The sequence below is a fragment of the Saccharopolyspora terrae genome, from assembly GCF_004348435.1.
In the GTDB taxonomy this organism is placed as follows: Bacteria; Actinomycetota; Actinomycetes; order Mycobacteriales; family Pseudonocardiaceae; genus Saccharopolyspora; species Saccharopolyspora endophytica.
The window spans coordinates 88,090-105,860 of record NZ_SMKS01000002.1 but is presented as its reverse complement, the minus strand read 5'-3'; the positions used below and the strand labels follow the sequence as shown (position 1 = coordinate 105,860).

14 protein-coding genes are annotated in these 17,771 nt (G+C 69.6%); 7 read left to right on the top strand and 7 right to left on the bottom strand.

The window, feature by feature from the left end:
* Positions 1–113: 113 nt before the first annotated feature.
* The 3 genes from E1181_RS02320 (at position 114) to E1181_RS02310 (ending at position 3,911) form a co-directional block, all read left to right on the top strand.
* Positions 114–1,562 (top strand): aldehyde dehydrogenase family protein, encoded by a 1,449-nt coding sequence (locus E1181_RS02320; RefSeq protein WP_132672190.1) that lies wholly within the window; start codon positions 114–116, stop codon positions 1,560–1,562.
* A 21-nt stretch (positions 1,563–1,583) separates the two neighbouring features.
* Positions 1,584–3,092 (top strand): xylulokinase, encoded by a 1,509-nt coding sequence (gene xylB / locus E1181_RS02315; protein ID WP_132672189.1) that lies wholly within the window; start codon positions 1,584–1,586, stop codon positions 3,090–3,092.
* Positions 3,093–3,158: 66 nt separating this feature from the next.
* Positions 3,159–3,911: an SDR family NAD(P)-dependent oxidoreductase gene (locus E1181_RS02310; protein WP_132672188.1), complete on the top strand. Its 753-nt coding sequence runs from the start codon at positions 3,159–3,161 to the stop codon at positions 3,909–3,911.
* A gap of 71 nt (positions 3,912–3,982) precedes the next feature.
* Here E1181_RS02310 and E1181_RS02305 read toward each other — a convergent pair whose 3' ends face one another.
* A complete protein-coding gene (locus tag E1181_RS02305) occupies positions 3,983–4,813 on the bottom strand; it encodes an alpha/beta fold hydrolase (RefSeq protein WP_132672187.1) in 831 nt (276 codons plus the stop codon).
* Positions 4,814–4,995: 182 nt separating this feature from the next.
* Here E1181_RS02305 and E1181_RS02300 point away from each other — a divergent pair, with 182 nt between their 5' ends.
* On the top strand, positions 4,996–6,126 hold the full coding sequence (locus E1181_RS02300; RefSeq protein WP_165944496.1) for an aminotransferase class V-fold PLP-dependent enzyme: 1,131 nt from the start codon (positions 4,996–4,998) through the stop codon (positions 6,124–6,126).
* A 41-nt stretch (positions 6,127–6,167) separates the two neighbouring features.
* Here the strand turns inward: E1181_RS02300 and E1181_RS02295 are convergent, their stop codons facing one another.
* Together E1181_RS02295 and E1181_RS02290 are read right to left on the bottom strand one after the other, a co-directional pair.
* The gene (locus tag E1181_RS02295; protein ID WP_132672185.1) at positions 6,168–7,247 is read right to left on the bottom strand and encodes a tartrate dehydrogenase; all 1,080 of its coding nucleotides are present in this window, start codon (positions 7,245–7,247) and stop codon (positions 6,168–6,170) included.
* A 103-nt stretch (positions 7,248–7,350) separates the two neighbouring features.
* A complete protein-coding gene (locus tag E1181_RS02290) occupies positions 7,351–8,256 on the bottom strand; it encodes a LysR family transcriptional regulator (protein ID WP_132672184.1) in 906 nt (301 codons plus the stop codon).
* Positions 8,257–8,476: 220 nt separating this feature from the next.
* On the opposite strand from E1181_RS02290, the gene dctA reads away from it, so the two are divergent.
* On the top strand, positions 8,477–9,865 hold the full coding sequence (gene dctA / locus E1181_RS02285) for a C4-dicarboxylate transporter DctA (protein ID WP_132672183.1): 1,389 nt from the start codon (positions 8,477–8,479) through the stop codon (positions 9,863–9,865).
* 77 nt (positions 9,866–9,942) lie between these two features.
* Here the strand turns inward: dctA and E1181_RS02280 are convergent, their stop codons facing one another.
* On the bottom strand, positions 9,943–11,499 hold the full coding sequence (locus E1181_RS02280) for a BCCT family transporter (RefSeq protein WP_268952424.1): 1,557 nt from the start codon (positions 11,497–11,499) through the stop codon (positions 9,943–9,945).
* A gap of 393 nt (positions 11,500–11,892) precedes the next feature.
* Here E1181_RS02280 and E1181_RS02275 point away from each other — a divergent pair, with 393 nt between their 5' ends.
* A complete protein-coding gene (locus E1181_RS02275) occupies positions 11,893–12,753 on the top strand; it encodes a TetR/AcrR family transcriptional regulator (RefSeq protein WP_132672181.1) in 861 nt (286 codons plus the stop codon).
* 105 nt (positions 12,754–12,858) lie between these two features.
* On the opposite strand, the gene E1181_RS02270 is transcribed toward E1181_RS02275, so the two are convergent.
* Both E1181_RS02270 and E1181_RS02265 read right to left on the bottom strand, forming a co-directional pair.
* Positions 12,859–14,073, bottom strand: a complete 1,215-nt coding sequence (locus E1181_RS02270) for an alpha-hydroxy acid oxidase (RefSeq protein WP_132672180.1) — start codon at positions 14,071–14,073, stop codon at positions 12,859–12,861.
* A gap of 236 nt (positions 14,074–14,309) precedes the next feature.
* A complete protein-coding gene (locus E1181_RS02265; RefSeq protein ID WP_132672179.1) occupies positions 14,310–15,977 on the bottom strand; it encodes an L-lactate permease in 1,668 nt (555 codons plus the stop codon).
* A 115-nt stretch (positions 15,978–16,092) separates the two neighbouring features.
* Between E1181_RS02265 and E1181_RS02260 the strand changes: the two genes are divergently transcribed.
* Positions 16,093–16,860 carry a FadR/GntR family transcriptional regulator gene (locus E1181_RS02260; RefSeq protein WP_132672178.1) on the top strand — a complete coding sequence of 256 codons (768 nt, stop codon included), beginning with the start codon at positions 16,093–16,095 and terminating at the stop codon, positions 16,858–16,860.
* A gap of 18 nt (positions 16,861–16,878) precedes the next feature.
* On the opposite strand, the gene E1181_RS02255 is transcribed toward E1181_RS02260, so the two are convergent.
* Positions 16,879–17,733: a helix-turn-helix domain-containing protein gene (locus tag E1181_RS02255; protein ID WP_165944495.1), complete on the bottom strand. Its 855-nt coding sequence runs from the start codon at positions 17,731–17,733 to the stop codon at positions 16,879–16,881.
* Positions 17,734–17,771: the final 38 nt, after the last annotated feature.

Here is a 17,771-nt window from a genome sequence, read left to right as displayed (position 1 = left end):
GGGCCCGCAGGTCGGCCACGCCGCGTTCTTCGTCTCCCAGCTGCAACCCGTCCGCTGAACATCAACGGCACTGATCGCCGGATCTCGCGTCAGCGCCACGAAAGCAGAACCGGATGCCTGAGAACCAAGTGATCACCTGCCGGAACTTCCACACCGGCACCTGGCACGACGCCTCCGAGGGCCTGATCGAGCGGAACAACCCCGCGACCGGCGAACTGGCCGCGATCGCCCCTCGCTCATCACCCGCGGACGTCGACGCGGCGGTGACCTCGGCCGCGACCGCCTTCCGGACCTGGCGCAGAACCCTTCCGGCCGACCGCGCCCGGTACCTGCACGAGCTCGCCGCGGAGTGCGCGCACCGCGTCGACGACATGGCCGCGGCCATCACGCGGGAACAGGGGAAGCCGCTGGACGAAGCGCGCGGCGAAGTCCGGAAGTTCATCACGGCCCTGCACTACTACGCCGAGGAAGCGCAGCGGGTGTTCGGGCGGACCATCCCCAACGACGCCGCCGGTTTCACCAGCATCGTGGAGAAGGACCCCCTCGGTCCCGTCGCCGGCATCGTCCCGTGGAACTACCCGATCGAGCTGATCGGCTGGAAGCTGGCGGGGGCGACCGCGGCCGGTTGCACCATCGTCATCAAGCCCTCCGAGCACACCCCGGGCTGCGCGCAGGTCCTGTCCGAATGCGTCGCCGCCGTCTTCCCCAGCGGCGTGGTCAACTTCGTCCACGGCGACGGCGGAACCGGTCAGGCCCTGGTCGAGCACCCGGCGATCCGCAAGGTCGCCTTCACCGGGTCGATGCGCACCGGCCAGTCGATCTTCCGCTCGGTCAACGGGATCACCGGCCTCTCCCTCGAACTCGGCGGCAGCTGCCCGATGATCGTCACCGAGCGGGCGGACATCGACGCCGCGATCACCGGGGCCGCGCGCCGTTCGTTCCGCAACGCGGGGCAGATCTGCATCGCGATCAACCGGATCTACGTGCAGGACCGCGTTTACGACGAGTTCCTGACCGGCCTGGCGGCTGCCGCCGACGCGCTCCACGTGGCCGACGGGATGGAGTTCCCGTCCGCGGACGTCGGTTCGATGACGATGGAGGAGACCTACCGCCGCACCCTCGACCACATCGAGGACGCTCGCGAGCGCGGCGCCTCCGTGGTCGCCGGCGGCGGGCCCGTGGCGGAGCTCAAGCCCGGCCTGTTCCTGCGCCCCACCGTCGTCGCCGACGCACCGGACGAGGCGCTGGTGATGCACGAGGAGACCTTCGGCCCGCTCGTCGGGGTCTCGCGGTTCTCCGATCTCGACGACGTCATCGAGCGGGCCAACGCCGCTCCCGGCGGACTGGCCGCCTACGCCTACACCGACGACACCCGCGAAACGTTCGCGCTCGCCCGCGAACTGGACTTCGGCAACGTCGCGGTCAACAACGTCGACGCCGGAATCATGAACGCGCCCTACGGCGGCCGGCGGGAAAGCGGTTTCGGTTCCGAACACGGCCACGAGGGCCTCGAATCCTACTTGCAGCTCAAGCACATCAGGCTTCGCCACGGCGCGCAATGAGGCGCGGAAGGACGTAGCAGCATGCTCATCGGCATCGATCTCGGCACCTCCACCTGCAAGGTCATCGCCGTCAACGGCGACGGCGAAGTGGTCGCCAAGCAGAGCCGCGACTACGCCATGATCAACCTCCGGCAGGGATGGGCCGAGCAGGACCCGGCGGAGTGGTGGCGCGCCACCGATGAGGCGATCACGGCGCTGACCGCGTCGCTGCCCGGGGGCGGGCGGGAGGTGTCGGGGATCGGGCTGTGCGGCCAGATGCACGGGCTCACCGCCCTCGACGCCTCCGGCGAACCGCTGCGGCACGCGATCCTGTGGAACGACCAGCGGGCCGCGCCGCAGTGCGACTGGATCACCGAACGGGCAGGCGGGCTCGACGAGCTCCTGCGAATGACCCGCAACCGGATGCTGCCCGGTTTCACCGGCGGCAAGATCGTCTGGTTCCGGGAGAACGAGCCCGAGCTCTTCGCCCGCACGGCACGCGTCCTCAACCCCAAGGACTACCTGCGTCTGCTGATGACCGGGACGTGCGCCACCGACGTCTCCGACGCCTCGGGCACCGGCCTGTTCGACGTGGCCCGCCGCGCCTGGTCCGACGAACTGCTCCAGCTGCTCGACATCGACCGCTCGCTGCTGCCCGACGTCGTGGAGTCCACCGACCAGACCGGGCGGGTGAAACCCGAACTGACCGAGCGGTGGAACGTCCCCACCGGCACCCCGGTCTTCGGCGGCGGCGGAGACGCGGTCATCCAGACCACCGCGATGGGTCTCGTCGACGCGGGCGCCGTGGGATTCACCCTCGGTACGGCCGGGATCGTGGCCGGTGGCGCGTCCTCCTGCCCGGACAACCCCGGAGGCCGGGTCCAGGTGTCCTGCGGCAACGCTCCGGGACGCTGGCACTGCATGGGTGTGTCGCTCAGCGCAGGCGGTGCCTTCCAGTGGTTGCGCGACGCGCTCGCGCCCGCCACCACCACCGATCCGATCTCCTTCGACCGGCTCATCAGCCTCGCCAAAGCCGTCGACCCCGGTTCCGACGGCCTCCGCTTCCTGCCCTACCTGCTCGGTGAGCGGTCGCCGCACGTCGCCCCGGAGGCGACCGGCAGCTGGGTGGGTCTGACGCCGATCCACCACGTCGGTCACCTGGCGCGCAGCGTGATGGAAGGGGTGCTGCTGAACCTGCGGGAGATCCTGGAGGTGTGCGGTGACGCCGGGCTCGACTGCGAGCGCGTCATCGCCTCCGGCGGTGCGACCAGCGAGTCGCTGTGGCTGCAGATGCTCGCCGACGTCCTCGACCGGGAGATCGCCGTGGTGACCGGTTCCTCCGAGGGAGGCGCTTACGGTGCCGCGCTGGCCGCGGGCGTCGGTGCCGGCGCGTGGAGCGACTTCGACGAGGCGCTGGCCGGCGTGAGCGTGGAGCGCACCTTCGTCCCGCAACCGGGACCCGCGCGGGAGTACGACCGCATCTTCCCCGCGCACCGCGCGCTCTACGACGCGCTCAAGCCCCTCTACCAGGCGAACGCCGAGGTTCTGTGATCAGCTGCTTCCCGCTGGTGCGCACCAGATCCGCGATGTCACCGTCCATCCACCCCGGGAGGGAAAATGACCGACCTGTTCGCGCTCAACGGCAGGAACGCGATCGTCACCGGCGGCGCGCAGGGCATCGGCGAGGCCATCGTGCTCGGTCTCCGCGACGCCGGTGCTCGGGTGTTCATCTGCGACGTCAACCCCGACACCGGTAGGGCGTCGGCCGAACGCCACGGCGTCGAGTTCGTCGCCGCGGACGTCACCGATCCCGACAGCGTGGACGCCGCGTTCGAGCACGTGGTGAGCGCGGGCGGTTCCGTCGACGTCGCGGTGAACAACGCCGGCATCGTGCACAACCACCCCAGCGAAGACCTCGACCCCGCCGATTGGCGTCGCGTGATGTCGGTGAACCTCGACGGCGTTTTCTACAGCTGCCGAGCCGCGGGCAAGCGGATGCTCGCGCAGGGGTCCGGGAGCATCATCAACACCGGCAGCATGAGCGGCCACATCTCCAACCGCCCGCAGCCCCAGTCCGCCTACAACGCCGCGAAGGCGGGCGTCATCCACCTCACCAAGTCCCTGGCCGGGGAGTGGGCCGCTCGCGGTGTGCGGGTCAACTCCGTCTCCCCCGGCTACGTCGGCACCGAGCTGACCAAACGCGGTTTGAGCAACGAGGAGTGGCGCCGGACCTGGATCGACGGCACCCCCATGAACCGCGTCGCCGAGCCCGGCGAGATCGCCCCGGCGGTGGTCTTCCTCGCCTCCGACGCCAGCAGCTACTGCACCGGAACCGACCTCGTCGTGGACGGCGGCTACACCGTCTGGTGACCGCGCCGACCCGACGACGCCCGACCTGGCCCCGCTCCCCGATGCCGGAATCGAGGAACGGGGCAGGTTTCTCAGGAGTCCTCGGTCAGGAACGCCAGCAGGTCGGCGTTGATCGTCTCCGCGTGCGTGGTGGGCATGCCGTGCGGGAGGCCCCGGTAGGTCTTCAGCGTCGCGTTCTTCAGCAGCTTCGCCGACAGCGGCCCGGAGTTCTCGTACGGCACGATCTGGTCGTCCTCGGTGTGCATCACCAGCACCGGCACGGTGATCTTCGTCAGATCATCGGTGAAATCGGTCTGGGAGAAGGCGACGATGCCGTCGTGGTGCGCCTTCGCCCCGCCCATCATGCCCTGGCGCCACCAGTTCTGGATGAGGGCTTCCGAGGGTTCCGCACCCGGCCGGTTGAACCCGTAGAAGGGGCCCGACGGGAGGTCGCGGTAGAACTGCGAGCGGTTGGCCGCCAGCTGCGCCTGCAAGTCGTCGAACACCTGCCGGGGAAGACCGCCGGGGTTGGCGTCGGTCGCGACCATCAGCGGTGGGACCGCGTTGATGATGGCCGCCTTGGACACCCGCGCCTCGCCGTGCCTGGCCAGGTACCGGACCACTTCGCCGCCGCCGGTCGAGTGGCCCACGTGAATCGCGTCCGCCAGGTCGAGGTGGGCTGTCACCGCGGCGAGGTCGTCGGCGTAGTGGTCCATGTCGTGGCCGTCGCCGGTCTGGCTGGAGCGTCCGTGCCCGCGCCGGTCGTGGGCGATCACCCGATAGCCGCGTTCCAGGAAGAACAGCATCTGGGCGTCCCAGTCGTCGGCCGAGAGCGGCCAGCCGTGGCTGAACACGATCGGCCTGCCCGAACCCCAGTCCTTGTAGAAGATCTCCGTGGCGTCGGTGGTGGTGATGGTGCCCATGCAGTTCCTTCCTCGGGTGCGGAACGACGCGGCGCGGCCACGTGTCCAGGTGGACTCAACACCGCCCGATGCTCCGCAGGACCCCGCCAACCCTCCAGGGCCATAAGTCACTTCGCACCGCCGACCGGCACCGACCACGAGCGGCATGTTTCGGCTCCGCAGCCGCACGGGTAGGTGGGGCTGTGGCCGCTCCGCTGTCCGAAGAGTTCGCGCCTCTCGACCGCGCGTGGCTCAACACGGCTCACCAAGGACCGATGCCGCTGGTCGCGGCAGCGGCGGCGCGCGAGGCGATCGAGGCCAAGCTCGACCCGCGCCGCATGTCCGACGAGGCGTTCTTCCAGGTGCCCGCCGCGCTGCGCAGCTCGCTCGGCGAGCTGGTGGGTGCCGGTGGCGACGAGATCGTGCTCGGCAACAGCACCACCTACGGTCTGAACCTGCTCGCGCACGGCCTGCCCCTGCGCGACGGCGACGAAGTGCTGCTGGTCGAAGGCGATTTCCCGGCCACGATCTACCCGTGGCTGCCCTTGCAGCGCCGAGGAGTGCGCCTGCGCACCGTTCCCGCGCCGTCCGGCGCCCTCGAACCGGAGGACCTGGACGAAGCGCTGACCGACCGCACCCGAGTCGTGTGCACGAGTTGGGTGTTCTCGTTGAGCGGTCATGCCGCGGAAGTGACCGCCCTGGTCGACGTGTGCCGTCAGCGGGAGGACGTCACCTTCGTGCTCAACGGTTCTCAAGCGGTCGGCGCCCGCCCCGCCGACGTCTACGACCTGGGCGTGGATGCGCTGGTGAGCTGCGGTTACAAGTGGCTGTGCGGCCCCTACGCGACGGGATTCGCCTGGCTGCACCCGGCGCTCATGCGGAGGCTGGACCAGGAGCAGGGGTACTGGCTCGCCCAGGTCGACGAGATCGCGAACCCGCCCGGCCGCTACGGCCTGCGCCAGGACCTGGGCGCCGCCGCGTACGACGTCTTCTGCACCGCGAACCTCTCGGTCTTCCCCGCCTGGCACCGCGCCGTGTCCGTGCTGCTGGATCACGGGATCGACCAGATCGAGCGGCAGGACCAGGCGCTGATCGACCAGCTCATCGCCGGCCTGCCCGACGGGTGGACCCTGCGCAGCCCCGAAACCGGTTCGCGCCGTTCCACTCTCGTCTTCCTCGAACCGGAACCTCCGGACACCGTGGCGCGAGCGCTCCGCCGCCTGGACGTCGCAGGGGTCGACGCGGCCGAACGCGCGGGCAGGCTCCGCCTCTCACCGCACGTCCACAACACACCCGCCGACATCGAGCGCGCGCTCGCAGCGCTGGCCGCCTGAGCGCCCACCCCGATCCGGGTCTCGGGGTGGGCACCAGGGGATCAGGCGAGGTGGGTGAGGATGGCTTCGACGATCTCGTCGGTCTTGGCGGTTCCGCCGACGTCGGGGGTCAGCAGGCCCGAGGCGGTGGTGGCCTCGATCGCCTCCCGGACCCGGGTGGCCTCGTCGGTCAAGCCGAAGTGCTCCAGCATGAGCGCGGCGCTGCCGATCGCCCCGATCGGGTTGGCCAGGCCCCGACCCGCGATGTCAGGCGCAGAGCCGTGCACGGGCTCGAACATCGACGGGAACCGGCGGTCGGGGTTGAGGTTCGCGCTGGCAGCGAGCCCGAGACTTCCCGCCAGCGCGGAACCGAGGTCGGACAGGATGTCGGCGTTGAGGTTCGACGCCACCACCACCGACAGATCCTCCGGGTGCAGGACGAACTTCGCCGACATCGCATCCACCAGCACGCTCTCGGTCTCCACATCCGGGTAATCAGCCGCCACCCGCTCGAAGACCTCGTCCCAGAGCACCATGCCGTACTGCTGGGCGTTGCTCTTGGTCACCGACGACACCTTCTTGCGCTCACGCCCACGCGCGAGGTCGAAGGCGAACCGCATGATCCGCTCGCAGCCCTTCTCCGTGAACAACGCCGTCTGCAACGCCACCTCATTGCCAGGCCCCCGACCAGCGAGGTTGCGGCCACCGAGACCGGCGTACTCGCCCTCGCTGTTCTCCCGGACCACCACCCAGTCCAACGAGGTGTCCTCGGCCTTGCGCAACGGCGAGATGATCCCGGGGTGGAAGTGCACCGGCCGGACGTTGGCCCACTGATCGAAGCTCTGGCAGATCCGCAGCCGCAACCCCCACAAGCTGACGTGGTCGGGCACCGACGGCCAGCCCACCGCACCGAAGTACAGCGCGTCGAAGTCCTGCAGCGTCTCCAGACCGTCCTCGTCCATCATGCGACCGGTCTTCTCGTAGTACCCGCAGCCCCACGGGAACTCGGTCCAGTCGAAGGCGAAGCGGCCACCCGACCCGGCGGCCAGCGCGTCCAACACGGCCCGGCCCGCGGCCACCACCTCGGTACCCACACCGTCCGCGGGGATGGCGGCGATGGTGAACGTGCGCTGTGCTGACATCGGGTGACTCCCTGCTGCGCGGATGGTCCGGTACGGCTTCGAGTGAATCCTGCCGCGCGGCCGAGGTCCAAGACGCGCTCCCGATCCGGTTGATAGGTGTTGGCTATGTCGTCTGCTCCAGGTAGTCGTTCGGCGCGTAGGAGCGGGCCGCGGTCAAGAACGCCTGCGCCGCCGGCGTCAGCGGTGCGGACCGGCTGACCAGCGAGACGTGCAGCTGGGACGGCGGGTCGATGCGCGCGACGCGGGCACCGGCCCGGCGAGCCAGGGGCGCCCAGGCCGAGGGCAGCACGGCGAGCCCGACTCCCTGCAGCACCAGCGGCAGGATCGAGGTGCGGTGGGCGACCTCCGCCACGATCTCCAGGTCCTCGCCGTAGGCGAGCATCTCGTCCACGATGCGGCGCATCTGGCTGCCGGGCGGCGAGGCGATCAGCCGGGCACCCGCCAGCGCCGCTCTCGGCACGGGGTCCTCCTCCGGGAAGCCCGCGCCGTCCGCGCCGACCACCACGAAGTTCTGCGATTCCAGCGGCAGCACGTCGACGCCTGGGGCCATCACGCTGCCGGGAGCTCCGACCAGGCCGAGTTCGCAAGCGCCGTCCCGGACCTTCTGCACGACCTCTTCCGGGGTGAAGGCGGCGTCCGCGCCGACGATCACGCCAGGGTGCTGCTGGGTGAACAGGCGGGTCAGCGTGCTGAGCGGCTCGATGCCGGGTGACGGCATCGTCACCAGCTCGACGCGGCCGCGCTGCACGCCCTTCAGCGAGTCCATCGTGGATCTGGCCGTGCGCAGGTCGCGCAGGACCTGGCGCGCCGGACCGATCAGCTCCTTGCCCGCATCGCTGAGCACCGCGCCGCGCCCGATCCGGTGGAACAGCCGCACTCCGAGCTCGCGTTCCAGGCCGGCGACCGCCTGCGACAGCGACGGCTGCGCGATGTGCAGCTTCTGCGCGGCACGACCGAACCCGTCGTTGTCGACGATGGCCACAAAGTACTCGAGCTGACGCGCGTCCATCCGCACCTTCCTCGGGAGCCGGCGAACTCGGATCAGCCCAGCTTAATCGGCATTCATTCGTGAAACCTATCCGTCGGGTAGCGAGTCCCTGTTGGACGGCGCACCGCGCACCGGGTCACTGTCATGGCCACCTTCCGGGTGAGCGGCTTCGAGCCGAATCACCGCCTCACCGGCCCGGTCCCGCCCGCAGGGCCTCGACGATCGACGTGCAGGAGACGCAATGACGCAGACCGCACAGCAGCCGGAGCCGGACGACGGGGAACCGAGAACCAAGCCCTGGTACCGGCAGCTCTACGTCCAGGTCCTGCACGCCATCGTCATCGGCATCGTCGTCGGCTGGCGGTGGCCCGACCTCGGTGAGGCGATGGAGCCCATCGGGACGACCTTCATCGACGCCATGAAGATGCTCATCGGCCCGATCGTCTTCCTCACCATCATCGGCGGCATCGCCAGCGTCGCGGACCTGAAGAAGGTCGGCCTGACCGGGCTCAAAGCCCTGACCTACTTCCAGGTCGGCACGATCATCGCGATGGTCATCGGGCTGGTCGCGATCAACGTCGTCCGCCTCGGCGAGGGCGTCAACGCCGACCCGTCGACGATCCAGACCAGCGGGAAGGCCCAGGAGTACATCGAATCCGGCGAGTCGCAGCACTGGTGGGAGTTCCTCACCCACATCGTCCCGGACAGCTTCTTCGGCGCCTTCGTCGAAGGCGACATCCTGCAGATCATCTTCCTGGCCGTGCTCTTCGGCATCGCGATCAAGGCGGTCGGGCCGGTCGGCGAACCCGTCATCGCCGGCGTCAAGCGGCTCACCGACGTCGTGTTCAAGGTCTTGAGCTTCGTGATGAAGGCCGCGCCGCTCGGCGCCTTCGGCGCGATGGCCTACGCCATCGGCAAGTTCGGACTGTCCACGCTGACCAGTCTCGGATCGCTGATCGCCCTGTTCTACATCACCTCGATCCTGTTCGTGGTGGTCGTCCTCGGTGGATTCCTCGCCGCCTACGTCCGGCTTAACATCTTCCAGCTGTTCCGCTACCTCAAGGACGAGTTCTTCCTGGTGCTGGGCACCTCCACCGCCGAACCCGCGCTGCCCGGCCTGATGCGCAAGATGACGTTCATGGGCGCCGACCGCACCACCGTCGGCCTCGTCGTCCCGACCGGCTACAGCTTCAACCTCGACGGCGCCGCGATCTACCTGTCGCTGGCCACCCTCTACATCGCGCAGGCCACCAACACCCCGTTGAGCATCACCCAGCAACTGGGGCTGCTCGCGGTCATGCTGCTGACCTCCAAGGGCGCCGCAGGCGTTGCGGGCGGCGGCTTCATCGCCCTGACCGCGACGCTGTCGACCGTCGGGACCGTTCCCGCCGCGGGCATCATGCTGATCTTCGGCATCGACAAGTTCATGTCCGAATGCCGCGCCCTGGTCAACTTCTACGGCAACGCCGTGGCCACCCTGGTCATCGCCAAGTGGGACCGGAACCTCGACATCGACCGGGCCAGGCAGGTCCTCGCGGACCCGACCTCCGCTGAACGCTCAACGGCCGCGGGAGAACCCGACCCGACCACCGGCGGCCAGCCCGCCCTCGCCCAGGACGGGAGCCGGTGAGGCGAGCAGCGCACTCGCCCGTTCAGCAGGGATCGGGACCGTCGCTCACCGGGTGAGGACGGTCCCGATCCGGGTGGTCAGGTCGACGCCGTCACGGGTTCCTTCTCGGGGTCTTCACGCTCGGTGGGGGCGATCACGAGGGAGCGATCGACCCCTCCCTCGGCGAAGTCGGCTCGCAGCCATCTGATCAGCGACACCGCGACGATCATCAGCACGAAGATCAGCGGGAACGCGGTGATGATGGACAAGGTCTGCAGGGCTTCGAGACCGCCGGTGTACATCAGCACGATCGACACCCCGGCCAGCACGATCGCCCAGAAGACGCGGTGCCACCTCGTCGGTTCCACGTCCTGCGGCAGGTCCTTGGACGCCACCGCGGCCATGGTGTAGGCCGAGGAGTCCAGCGTCGTGGCCAGGAAGACCACCATCAGCAGCAGGAAGGCCACCACCGCGAACGAACCGAACGGCAGGTGCGCCAGGGTGGCGATGATGCCCGCCGTGTCGCCCTGCTTCTGCACGATGTCGGCGACCGGCACGATCTTGTGGAGCTCGAAGTACAGCGAGGTGTTGCCCAGCAGCATGAACGCCAGCCAGCACCCGGCGCTGCCTGCGAGGCACATCGCCCCGATCAGCCCGCGGACCGTGCGGCCCTTGGAGATCTTGGCGGTGAACAGGCCGACGAACGGCGCGTAGGCGATCCACCAGCCCCAGTAGAAGATGGTCCAGGTCTCCTCGAACCCGGAGCCGCCCACCGGGTCGGTGTAGAAGCTCATCTCCACGAAGTTCTGCAGCAGGATGCCGAAGCTCTGGGTGAAGGTGTCGATCAGGAACACCGTCGGGCCCAGCACCAGGATGAACAGCCCGAGCCCGAGCGCCAGCCACACGTTGATGTCGGCGAGGCGCTTGAGCCCCTTCTGCATCCCGAGGAACACGCTCACGCCGAACAGCGCCGTCCAGACCACGACGATCCCGATGTCCAGCGGGGTGCCCTTCTCCAACGGGGTCATCGAGGCGATGCCCTCGGACACCAGCGGGACCTCCAGCCCCAGCGAGGTGCCGGCGGCTCCGATCAGGCCGAAGATGAACAGCACGTCGATGAGCCTGCCGAGCCAGCCGTCGGCCCGGTCACCGATGACTCCGCGGCACGCGTCGCTGAGCCGCAGGGTCCGCTGCTTGCGCACGTGGTAGACGTAGGCCAGCGCGAGGGCGGGCAAGCAGAACAGGCCCCACGCGGTGAATCCCCAGTGGAACAGCGGGTAGGTGGCGGCCCAGTCGGCCGCCTCGGTGCTGCGGGGCTGGATGCCCATCGGCGGCTCGACGTAGTAGTACGACCACTCGATGACACCCCAGTAGATGATCCCACCGCCGATGCCCGAGGTGAAGATCATCGCCAGCCAGCTGTGGGTGGAGAACTCTGGCCTGTCGTCGCGACCGCCGAACTTCACCCGGCCGTAGCGGCTGAACGCCAGCCACCCGAGGAAGCCCGCGACCGCGGCGGCGAACCAGAGATAGAGCCACCCGAACTTCCCGGTCAGCACACCGAGCGCGCTGTCGAGAGCCTGCTGACCACGTTCCGGGGCGATCATGACCGGGACGCAGATCGCGGCCACCAGCAGCACCGAGAACCAGAAGATCCGTCTGTCGATCCGAACTTCTCCGCCTGTCGCAGGGATGACGGAAGCACCTCCACATGTTCGTGGCCGACGCCTGCCGGCCGGGTCGTGCCGCGCCGCGCCTCGTCGTGCCGTGTCTCGCGGGCCGCCGGGAGCGAGCCGTGGCCCGATGCGTGTGTTCCACGCCGGGCAGCAGGCGCTCTCCGAGCGGATGGGCGTTGCGATTCGACTGATGAGTCAGTTGCGCAACGGCGTAAACCTTGAGCCCTTTTGTCCGTCCCGTCAAGGGTCGTTCGCCATAACAGCATTTCAACTGGCATTCTTCGAGGTGCGCGATGCTTCGACCAGCTGCTCGCAGCGTTGCGACGAGCTCGCGCGTTGCGATTGTCGCAATGCCTGTTAGTGTTCAGGGTCGTGGAGGACAGGGAGTCGCCGTTGCGCGGCCGGGTGAAGGACGTGCTGCGCGCCCACCCGGGCAGCCAGCGCGCGTTCGCCGAGCAGATCGGGTTGGACGCCACCAAGCTGTCGAAGTCGCTGGCCGGCACGAGGCGCTTCACCCCCGCCGAGCTCACCCGCATCGCCGAGGTCGGCAACGTGACGGTGAACTGGCTGATCAACGGCAGCGACGAGGCCGACACGGTCGCCGCCGCCCCGCAGCGCTCGGCCGTCCTGGCCCGCACCACCGACGCGCGCGAGGCCGGGCGCCACCAGCAGATCCTCGACGCCGCCTGGCACCTGATCGCCGAGCACGGCTACCACGCGGTGCGGATCTCCGACGTGGCCAAGGCGTGCGGGGTCAGCGCGGCGACCATCCACTACCACTTCCCCGGCAGGGACGACCTGCTCACCGAGGCGCTGCGGCACTCGGTGCGGCAGGCGTTCGACCGGCAGGTCGCCGAACTGCACAGCATCGAGGACGCGCACGAACGGCTGCTGCGGCTCGTCGAGCTGCAGCTGCCCAAACCCGGTCTGCTGCGGCTGGAGTGGTCCATCTGGTTGCAGGTGTGGAACGAGAGCGCGCGCAACCCGGAGATGGGCGTGCTGCACTCGGATTCCTACACCCGCTGGCACGACACGATCGCCCGCACCATCCGGGAGGGCCAGCAGCAGGGCGTGTTCGTCAGCGACACCGACCCCGAGGACCTCACCGTGCCGCTGACCGCGCTGATCGACGGCCTGGGAATCCAGGTGCTCACCGCCAGGCCCGGCCGTTCCGTCGAGCGGATGCGGCAGGTGCTGCACGACCACGTCGAACGCGAGATCGTCCGGCACTAGGAGCTGTTCGGGCACTGCTTCACGCGGCGGTGCGGAGCGTCCGCGCGCCGCTCCTCGCGCATGTCGGCCGGGGGCCGAGCACCGAGTGCTCAGGCCCCCGGGTCCTCATGCGGGCAGGGTGACGTGCTCCGGTGTGAGGTCGGTGATCCGGCTGACGCCGAGCAGCTGCATGGTGCGGGTGATCTCGGAGCTCAGGATCTCCACCGCGCGATCGACCCCGCGCTCGCCACCGGCCATCAGGCCGTAGAGGAAGGCCCGTCCGATCAGGCAGCCGCTCGCACCGTTGGCGACGGCCGCGATGATGTCGGCACCGCTGAGGACGCCGGTGTCCAGCAGAATCTCTGCGCGTCCCTGGAGCTCGTCGACGACCCGCGGGAGCAGCTTCAACGGCGTGGGAGCGCGGTCCAGCTGGCGACCGCCGTGGTTGGACAGCACCACCGCGTCCGCACCGGCGGCGACGACGTCGCGGGCGTCGGTCGTGCTCTGCACGCCCTTGACCACGAGCTCGTGCGGCCACAGCTCCCGCAGCCACTCCAGATCGGCGAAGGTCACCGTGGGGTCGAACATGGTGTTGATCAGCTCGGCGACGGTGCCGTCCCAGGAGGACAGCGAGGCGAACGACAGCGGCTCGGTCGTGAGCAGGTTGAAGGTCCACGCCGGGTGCAGCACGCCGTCCACGAAGGTGCGCGCGGACAGCGCGGGCGGGATCGTCAACCCGTTCCGCGCGTCCCGGTGCCGGGCGCCCGCGACCGGGGTGTCGACCGTGAGGATCAGCGTGTCGTAATTACTTTCCAGCGCGCGGTTGACGAGGTCCTCGCTGGCTCGGCGGTCCTTCCAGAGGTAGAGCTGGAACCACTTCCGCGCGTTCGGCGCCGTGCGGGCCACGTCCTCGATGGACGTCGTGCCCATGGTCGACAGCGAGAACGGGATGCCGGCCCGCTCGGCGACGCGGGCCACCGCCCGCTCGCCCTCGTGCTGCATGATCCGCGTGAACCCGGTCGGGGCGAACGCGAACGGCAGCGCCGAGCGCGCGCCGAGGATCTCCGCGGACGGGTCGACCGCGGAGACGTCGCGGAGCACGGCGGGGTGGAACTCGACCTGGCGGAACGCCTGCCGCGCCCGCCGCAGGCTGATCTCCTCCTCGGCGGCCCCGTCGGTGTAGTCGAACGGCGCCTTCGGCGTGCGGCGACGCGCCAGCTGCCGGAGGTCGGCGATCGTGTGCGCCCGGGAGAGCCTGCGCCGGGTGCCGCCGAGCTCGACGGGCCGCGGTCGCAGGAGGGGTTTCAGCTCTGACCAGCGGGGAATTCGCCGCTCGCTCAAGGGTTTCCTCTCTTCATCGATCGATGGTCTGCCAAGGGGGTGTTCGAGAATGCGGCGGAGCCGAATCCTCTTCCACCACCCGAGAAACCCGCACCGCCGCGGGTTCTTCAGCGCCTTCGTGGCGAGTACGCCGGGACGCCGCGTATCGACATACTCAAGGAGCGGCGCACGGAGACCACGAAGGCGCTCAGGTTCCGCCACCCGCACCGCCACGCAAAGCGATTCCTCAACAGCTCTTACTGCGGCAGCATCCAGGCCAGGACGGTTGCCTGCAGGAAGACGAGGACGCAGAGCGCCAGCAGCAGTCCCAGGCTCCACTTCAGCGTCACCCGCAGCAGCGTCGCCTCCTGGTTGACCAGCCCGACCGCGCTCGCCGCGATGCTCAGGTTCTGCGGGCTGACCATCTTGCCCATCACACCGCCGGAGGTGTTGGCGGCCACCAGCAGGGCCGGGTCCACGCCCACCTTCTGCGCGGCCACCTGCTGCAACCCCGCGAACAGGGCGTTGGCGCTGGTGTCCGATCCCGTCACCGCGACGCCGATCCAGCCCAGCACCGGGGACAGGAAGACGAACGCCGCACCCGCGCCGGCGATGGCGGTACCGATCGTGGTGGTCTGCCCGGACTGGTTCATGACGTAGGCCAGGGCGAGCACCCCCACGACCGCGAGCGCCGACCACCGCAGCGACTTCGCGGTGCCGACCAGGTCGGAGAGGGCGGCGCGCAACGGGATCCGGTAGGCGGCCACGACGCCGAACCCGCAGAGCAGCAGCAGGCTTCCGGGCGAGGACAGCCAGCTCAGGCTGAAAACGGTGGTGCTGGAGGGCTCCCCGGACGTCGTCAGCAGCTCGCCGTGCAACCCGGGCCACGGGATCTTCACGGTCGTGGCGTCCAGCGCGTCGCCCAGCGGCTCCCACAGCTTGACCACCGAGAACACGACCACGACGAGGACGTAGGGCAGCAGGGCCATCGCGGTCCGGGCGGCGCTGAGCCGCTGCCGCTCCCCCACGATCGTCCGCGTGGCGGAGGCTCCCCCGCTGGGACCATCGGTCGGCGTCGCGCGTCCGATGCGCTCGTGCGCCGCTTCGCCGCCGCGGGGCTGCCAGAAGCGGAGGAGGACCACCAGCGCCACGGCGCCGACGAGGGAGGACACGATGTCGGTCAGCTGCACCGACATGTAGTTCGCGCAGACGAACTGGGCGACGGCGAAACCGACGCCGGTCGCCGCCGCTGCCTGCCAGGTCTCCCGCAGACCGCGACTTCCGTCGACGATGAGGACGAGCAGGAACGGCACGGCCAGCGCCAGCACCGGGGTCTGCCGTCCTACCACGGCACCGATGTGCTCGTAGGGGATCCCGGTCAGCTCACCGGCGGTGATGATCGGGGTGGCCAGGGCGCCGAAGGCGACCGGCGCGGTGTTGGCGAGCAGGACCGTCACGGCGGCGCGCAGCGGAGGGAATCCGATCGCGACCAGCATCATGCCGGTGATCGCCACGGGTGCGCCGAACCCCGCGAGGGCTTCGAGCAGACCGCCGAAGCAGAACGCGATGACCACGGCCTGGATCCGCGGATCCGGGGAGATCATGCCGAAGCACGTGCGCAGGTCCTCGAAGCGCCCGCTGGTCACCGTGAGCTGGTAGAGCCAGATCGCGGTGAAGACGATCCACATGATCGGCAGCAGCCCGAACGCGGCGCCTTGTCCTGCTGAGGACAACGCCATGCCGACCGGCATCCCGTAGGCGGCAACGGCCACGGCAAGAGCTACCGCGAGCCCGGACAGGGCCGCCCAGTGGGCCTTCACGCGGAATGCGCCGAGCAGCACGAACACGGTGACGAGGGGCAGGGCGGCCAGCACGGCCGAGAGCACCAGGCTTCCGCCGATCGGCGCTGGATCCGGTTGGTACACGGGCGTGACACCTCTCTGAGTCAAGTCCGCCGATGTCGACCTTTATGTGGTCGGACCATAAGGTGGCTGTACCCTAAGAGCCTCAGAACGGGATGTAAAGGTTTCGGGGGCACCGATGGCCGGGAGCGAGATCGACGACGATCCGAACGCGGGCGGATCGTGGCGCCCGGTGGCGCGAGCGCGGACCTACGAGCTCGTGATCGAGCGGGTCGAAGAGCAGATCGTGACCGGCCAGCTGAAGGTGGGCGATCGGCTGCCCGCCGAGCGCGACCTGGCGCAGATGCTGGGCGTGAGCCGGGGCGCGGTCCGCGAGGCGTTCCGCGCGCTGGAGGCGCAGGGCGTGCTGCGCATGTCGGTCGGCACCGGACCGGATGCGGGGACGACCGTTGCCGCCACGCCCAGCAGCGCCCTGAACCGGCTGCTGCGCCTGCACGTGGCGCTGGCCAACTTCCCCATCCAGCACGTCGTGGACGCGCGGGTCATGTTGGAGCGCGAGAGCGCCCGGCACGCCGCCGAGCGCGCCACTCCGGCCGACCTGGAGGAGATGCGCGAGCTGCTCGCGGCCATGGACGACCCGGACTGCGACCGCGAGCGCTTCAACGAGCTGGACACCGATTTCCACGTCGCGATCGCCGAAGCGGGCGGCAACCGGCTCGTCGCCGACATGACGATCGCGATCCGCGAATCCATGCGCCGGCCGCTGCTGAACGCCTTCCGGGACCTGGGCGACGCCTGGTACCCGATCGCCGACGGGCTCAGGAGCGATCACCGCGCGATCTACCAGGCGCTGGAAGCCGGCGACGGCGCCGCGGCGCAGGAGCACGTCGAGAGGCACATTCGCGGCTTCTACCGGGACGGCTGGGGCGGCTACTTCTCCGGCTGACCCCGGCGGTCCGCTCGGTCAGTGCTGGTTGAGCCGGCGGTAGCGGGACGGGGTCGTGCCGGTCGCGGCGCGGAACTGGCGGTTGAAGTTCGACAGGTTGGTGAAGCCCACCCGGTAGCAGATCTCCGCGACGGGCAGCCGGGTCGTGCGCAGCAGGCGGGAGGCCTCCGTGACGCGCATGCGGCTCACGGTGCGGCTGAAGCCGACACCGGTGGCCTTGGAGAACAACCGGGAGAAGGCGTCGCGGCTCAACGCCACCTCGTCGGCCACGTCCCGGAGCAGCAACCGGTCCGCGAGGTGGTCGGTGATGTGGTTCAGCGCCCGGTTGAACAGCTCGGTCTCCTCGACGTCCAAGCGGTAGGAACCGCCGTGGCTGTCGAGGTAGTGGCGGTCGGACTCGGGCGACTCGGCGAGCACGCTCAGCAGCTCGGTGACCGCGGCCAGGCGCCGCAGGCCGAAGGTGCCCTGCACGGCTTCCAGGGCCGCCGTGCCCTCCTCCGCCGAGCGGCCGCCGAACTCGATGCCGCGCGCCGCGTCGTCCAGCAGCGGGCGCAGTGATTCCAGTTCCGGCAGCTTCTCGGCGGCGGCGAAGAACCGGTCCTGGTCGAGCTGCAGGACCGCGTCGCGGTTGCGCACCGGTTCGTCGTCGTCGAGGTGGGAGATCCAGTTGTGCGGGAGGAAGGACCCGATGAGGCACAGGTTGCCGGGCCCGAACGGACCCACGTAGTCACCGATCATCATCGTCCCGGAGGACTCGCGGACGAGGTGGACCTCGACCTCGGGGTGGTGGTGCCAGCGGGCCAGCGGGTGGGGCCAGTCGTGCTGGTGCCACCGCACGGAGCTCGACGGGTCCGGGACCACGAGTTCCCGCACGGGCGAAGCGGTTTCGCCCGTGCTGCTCCGCGCGGCGG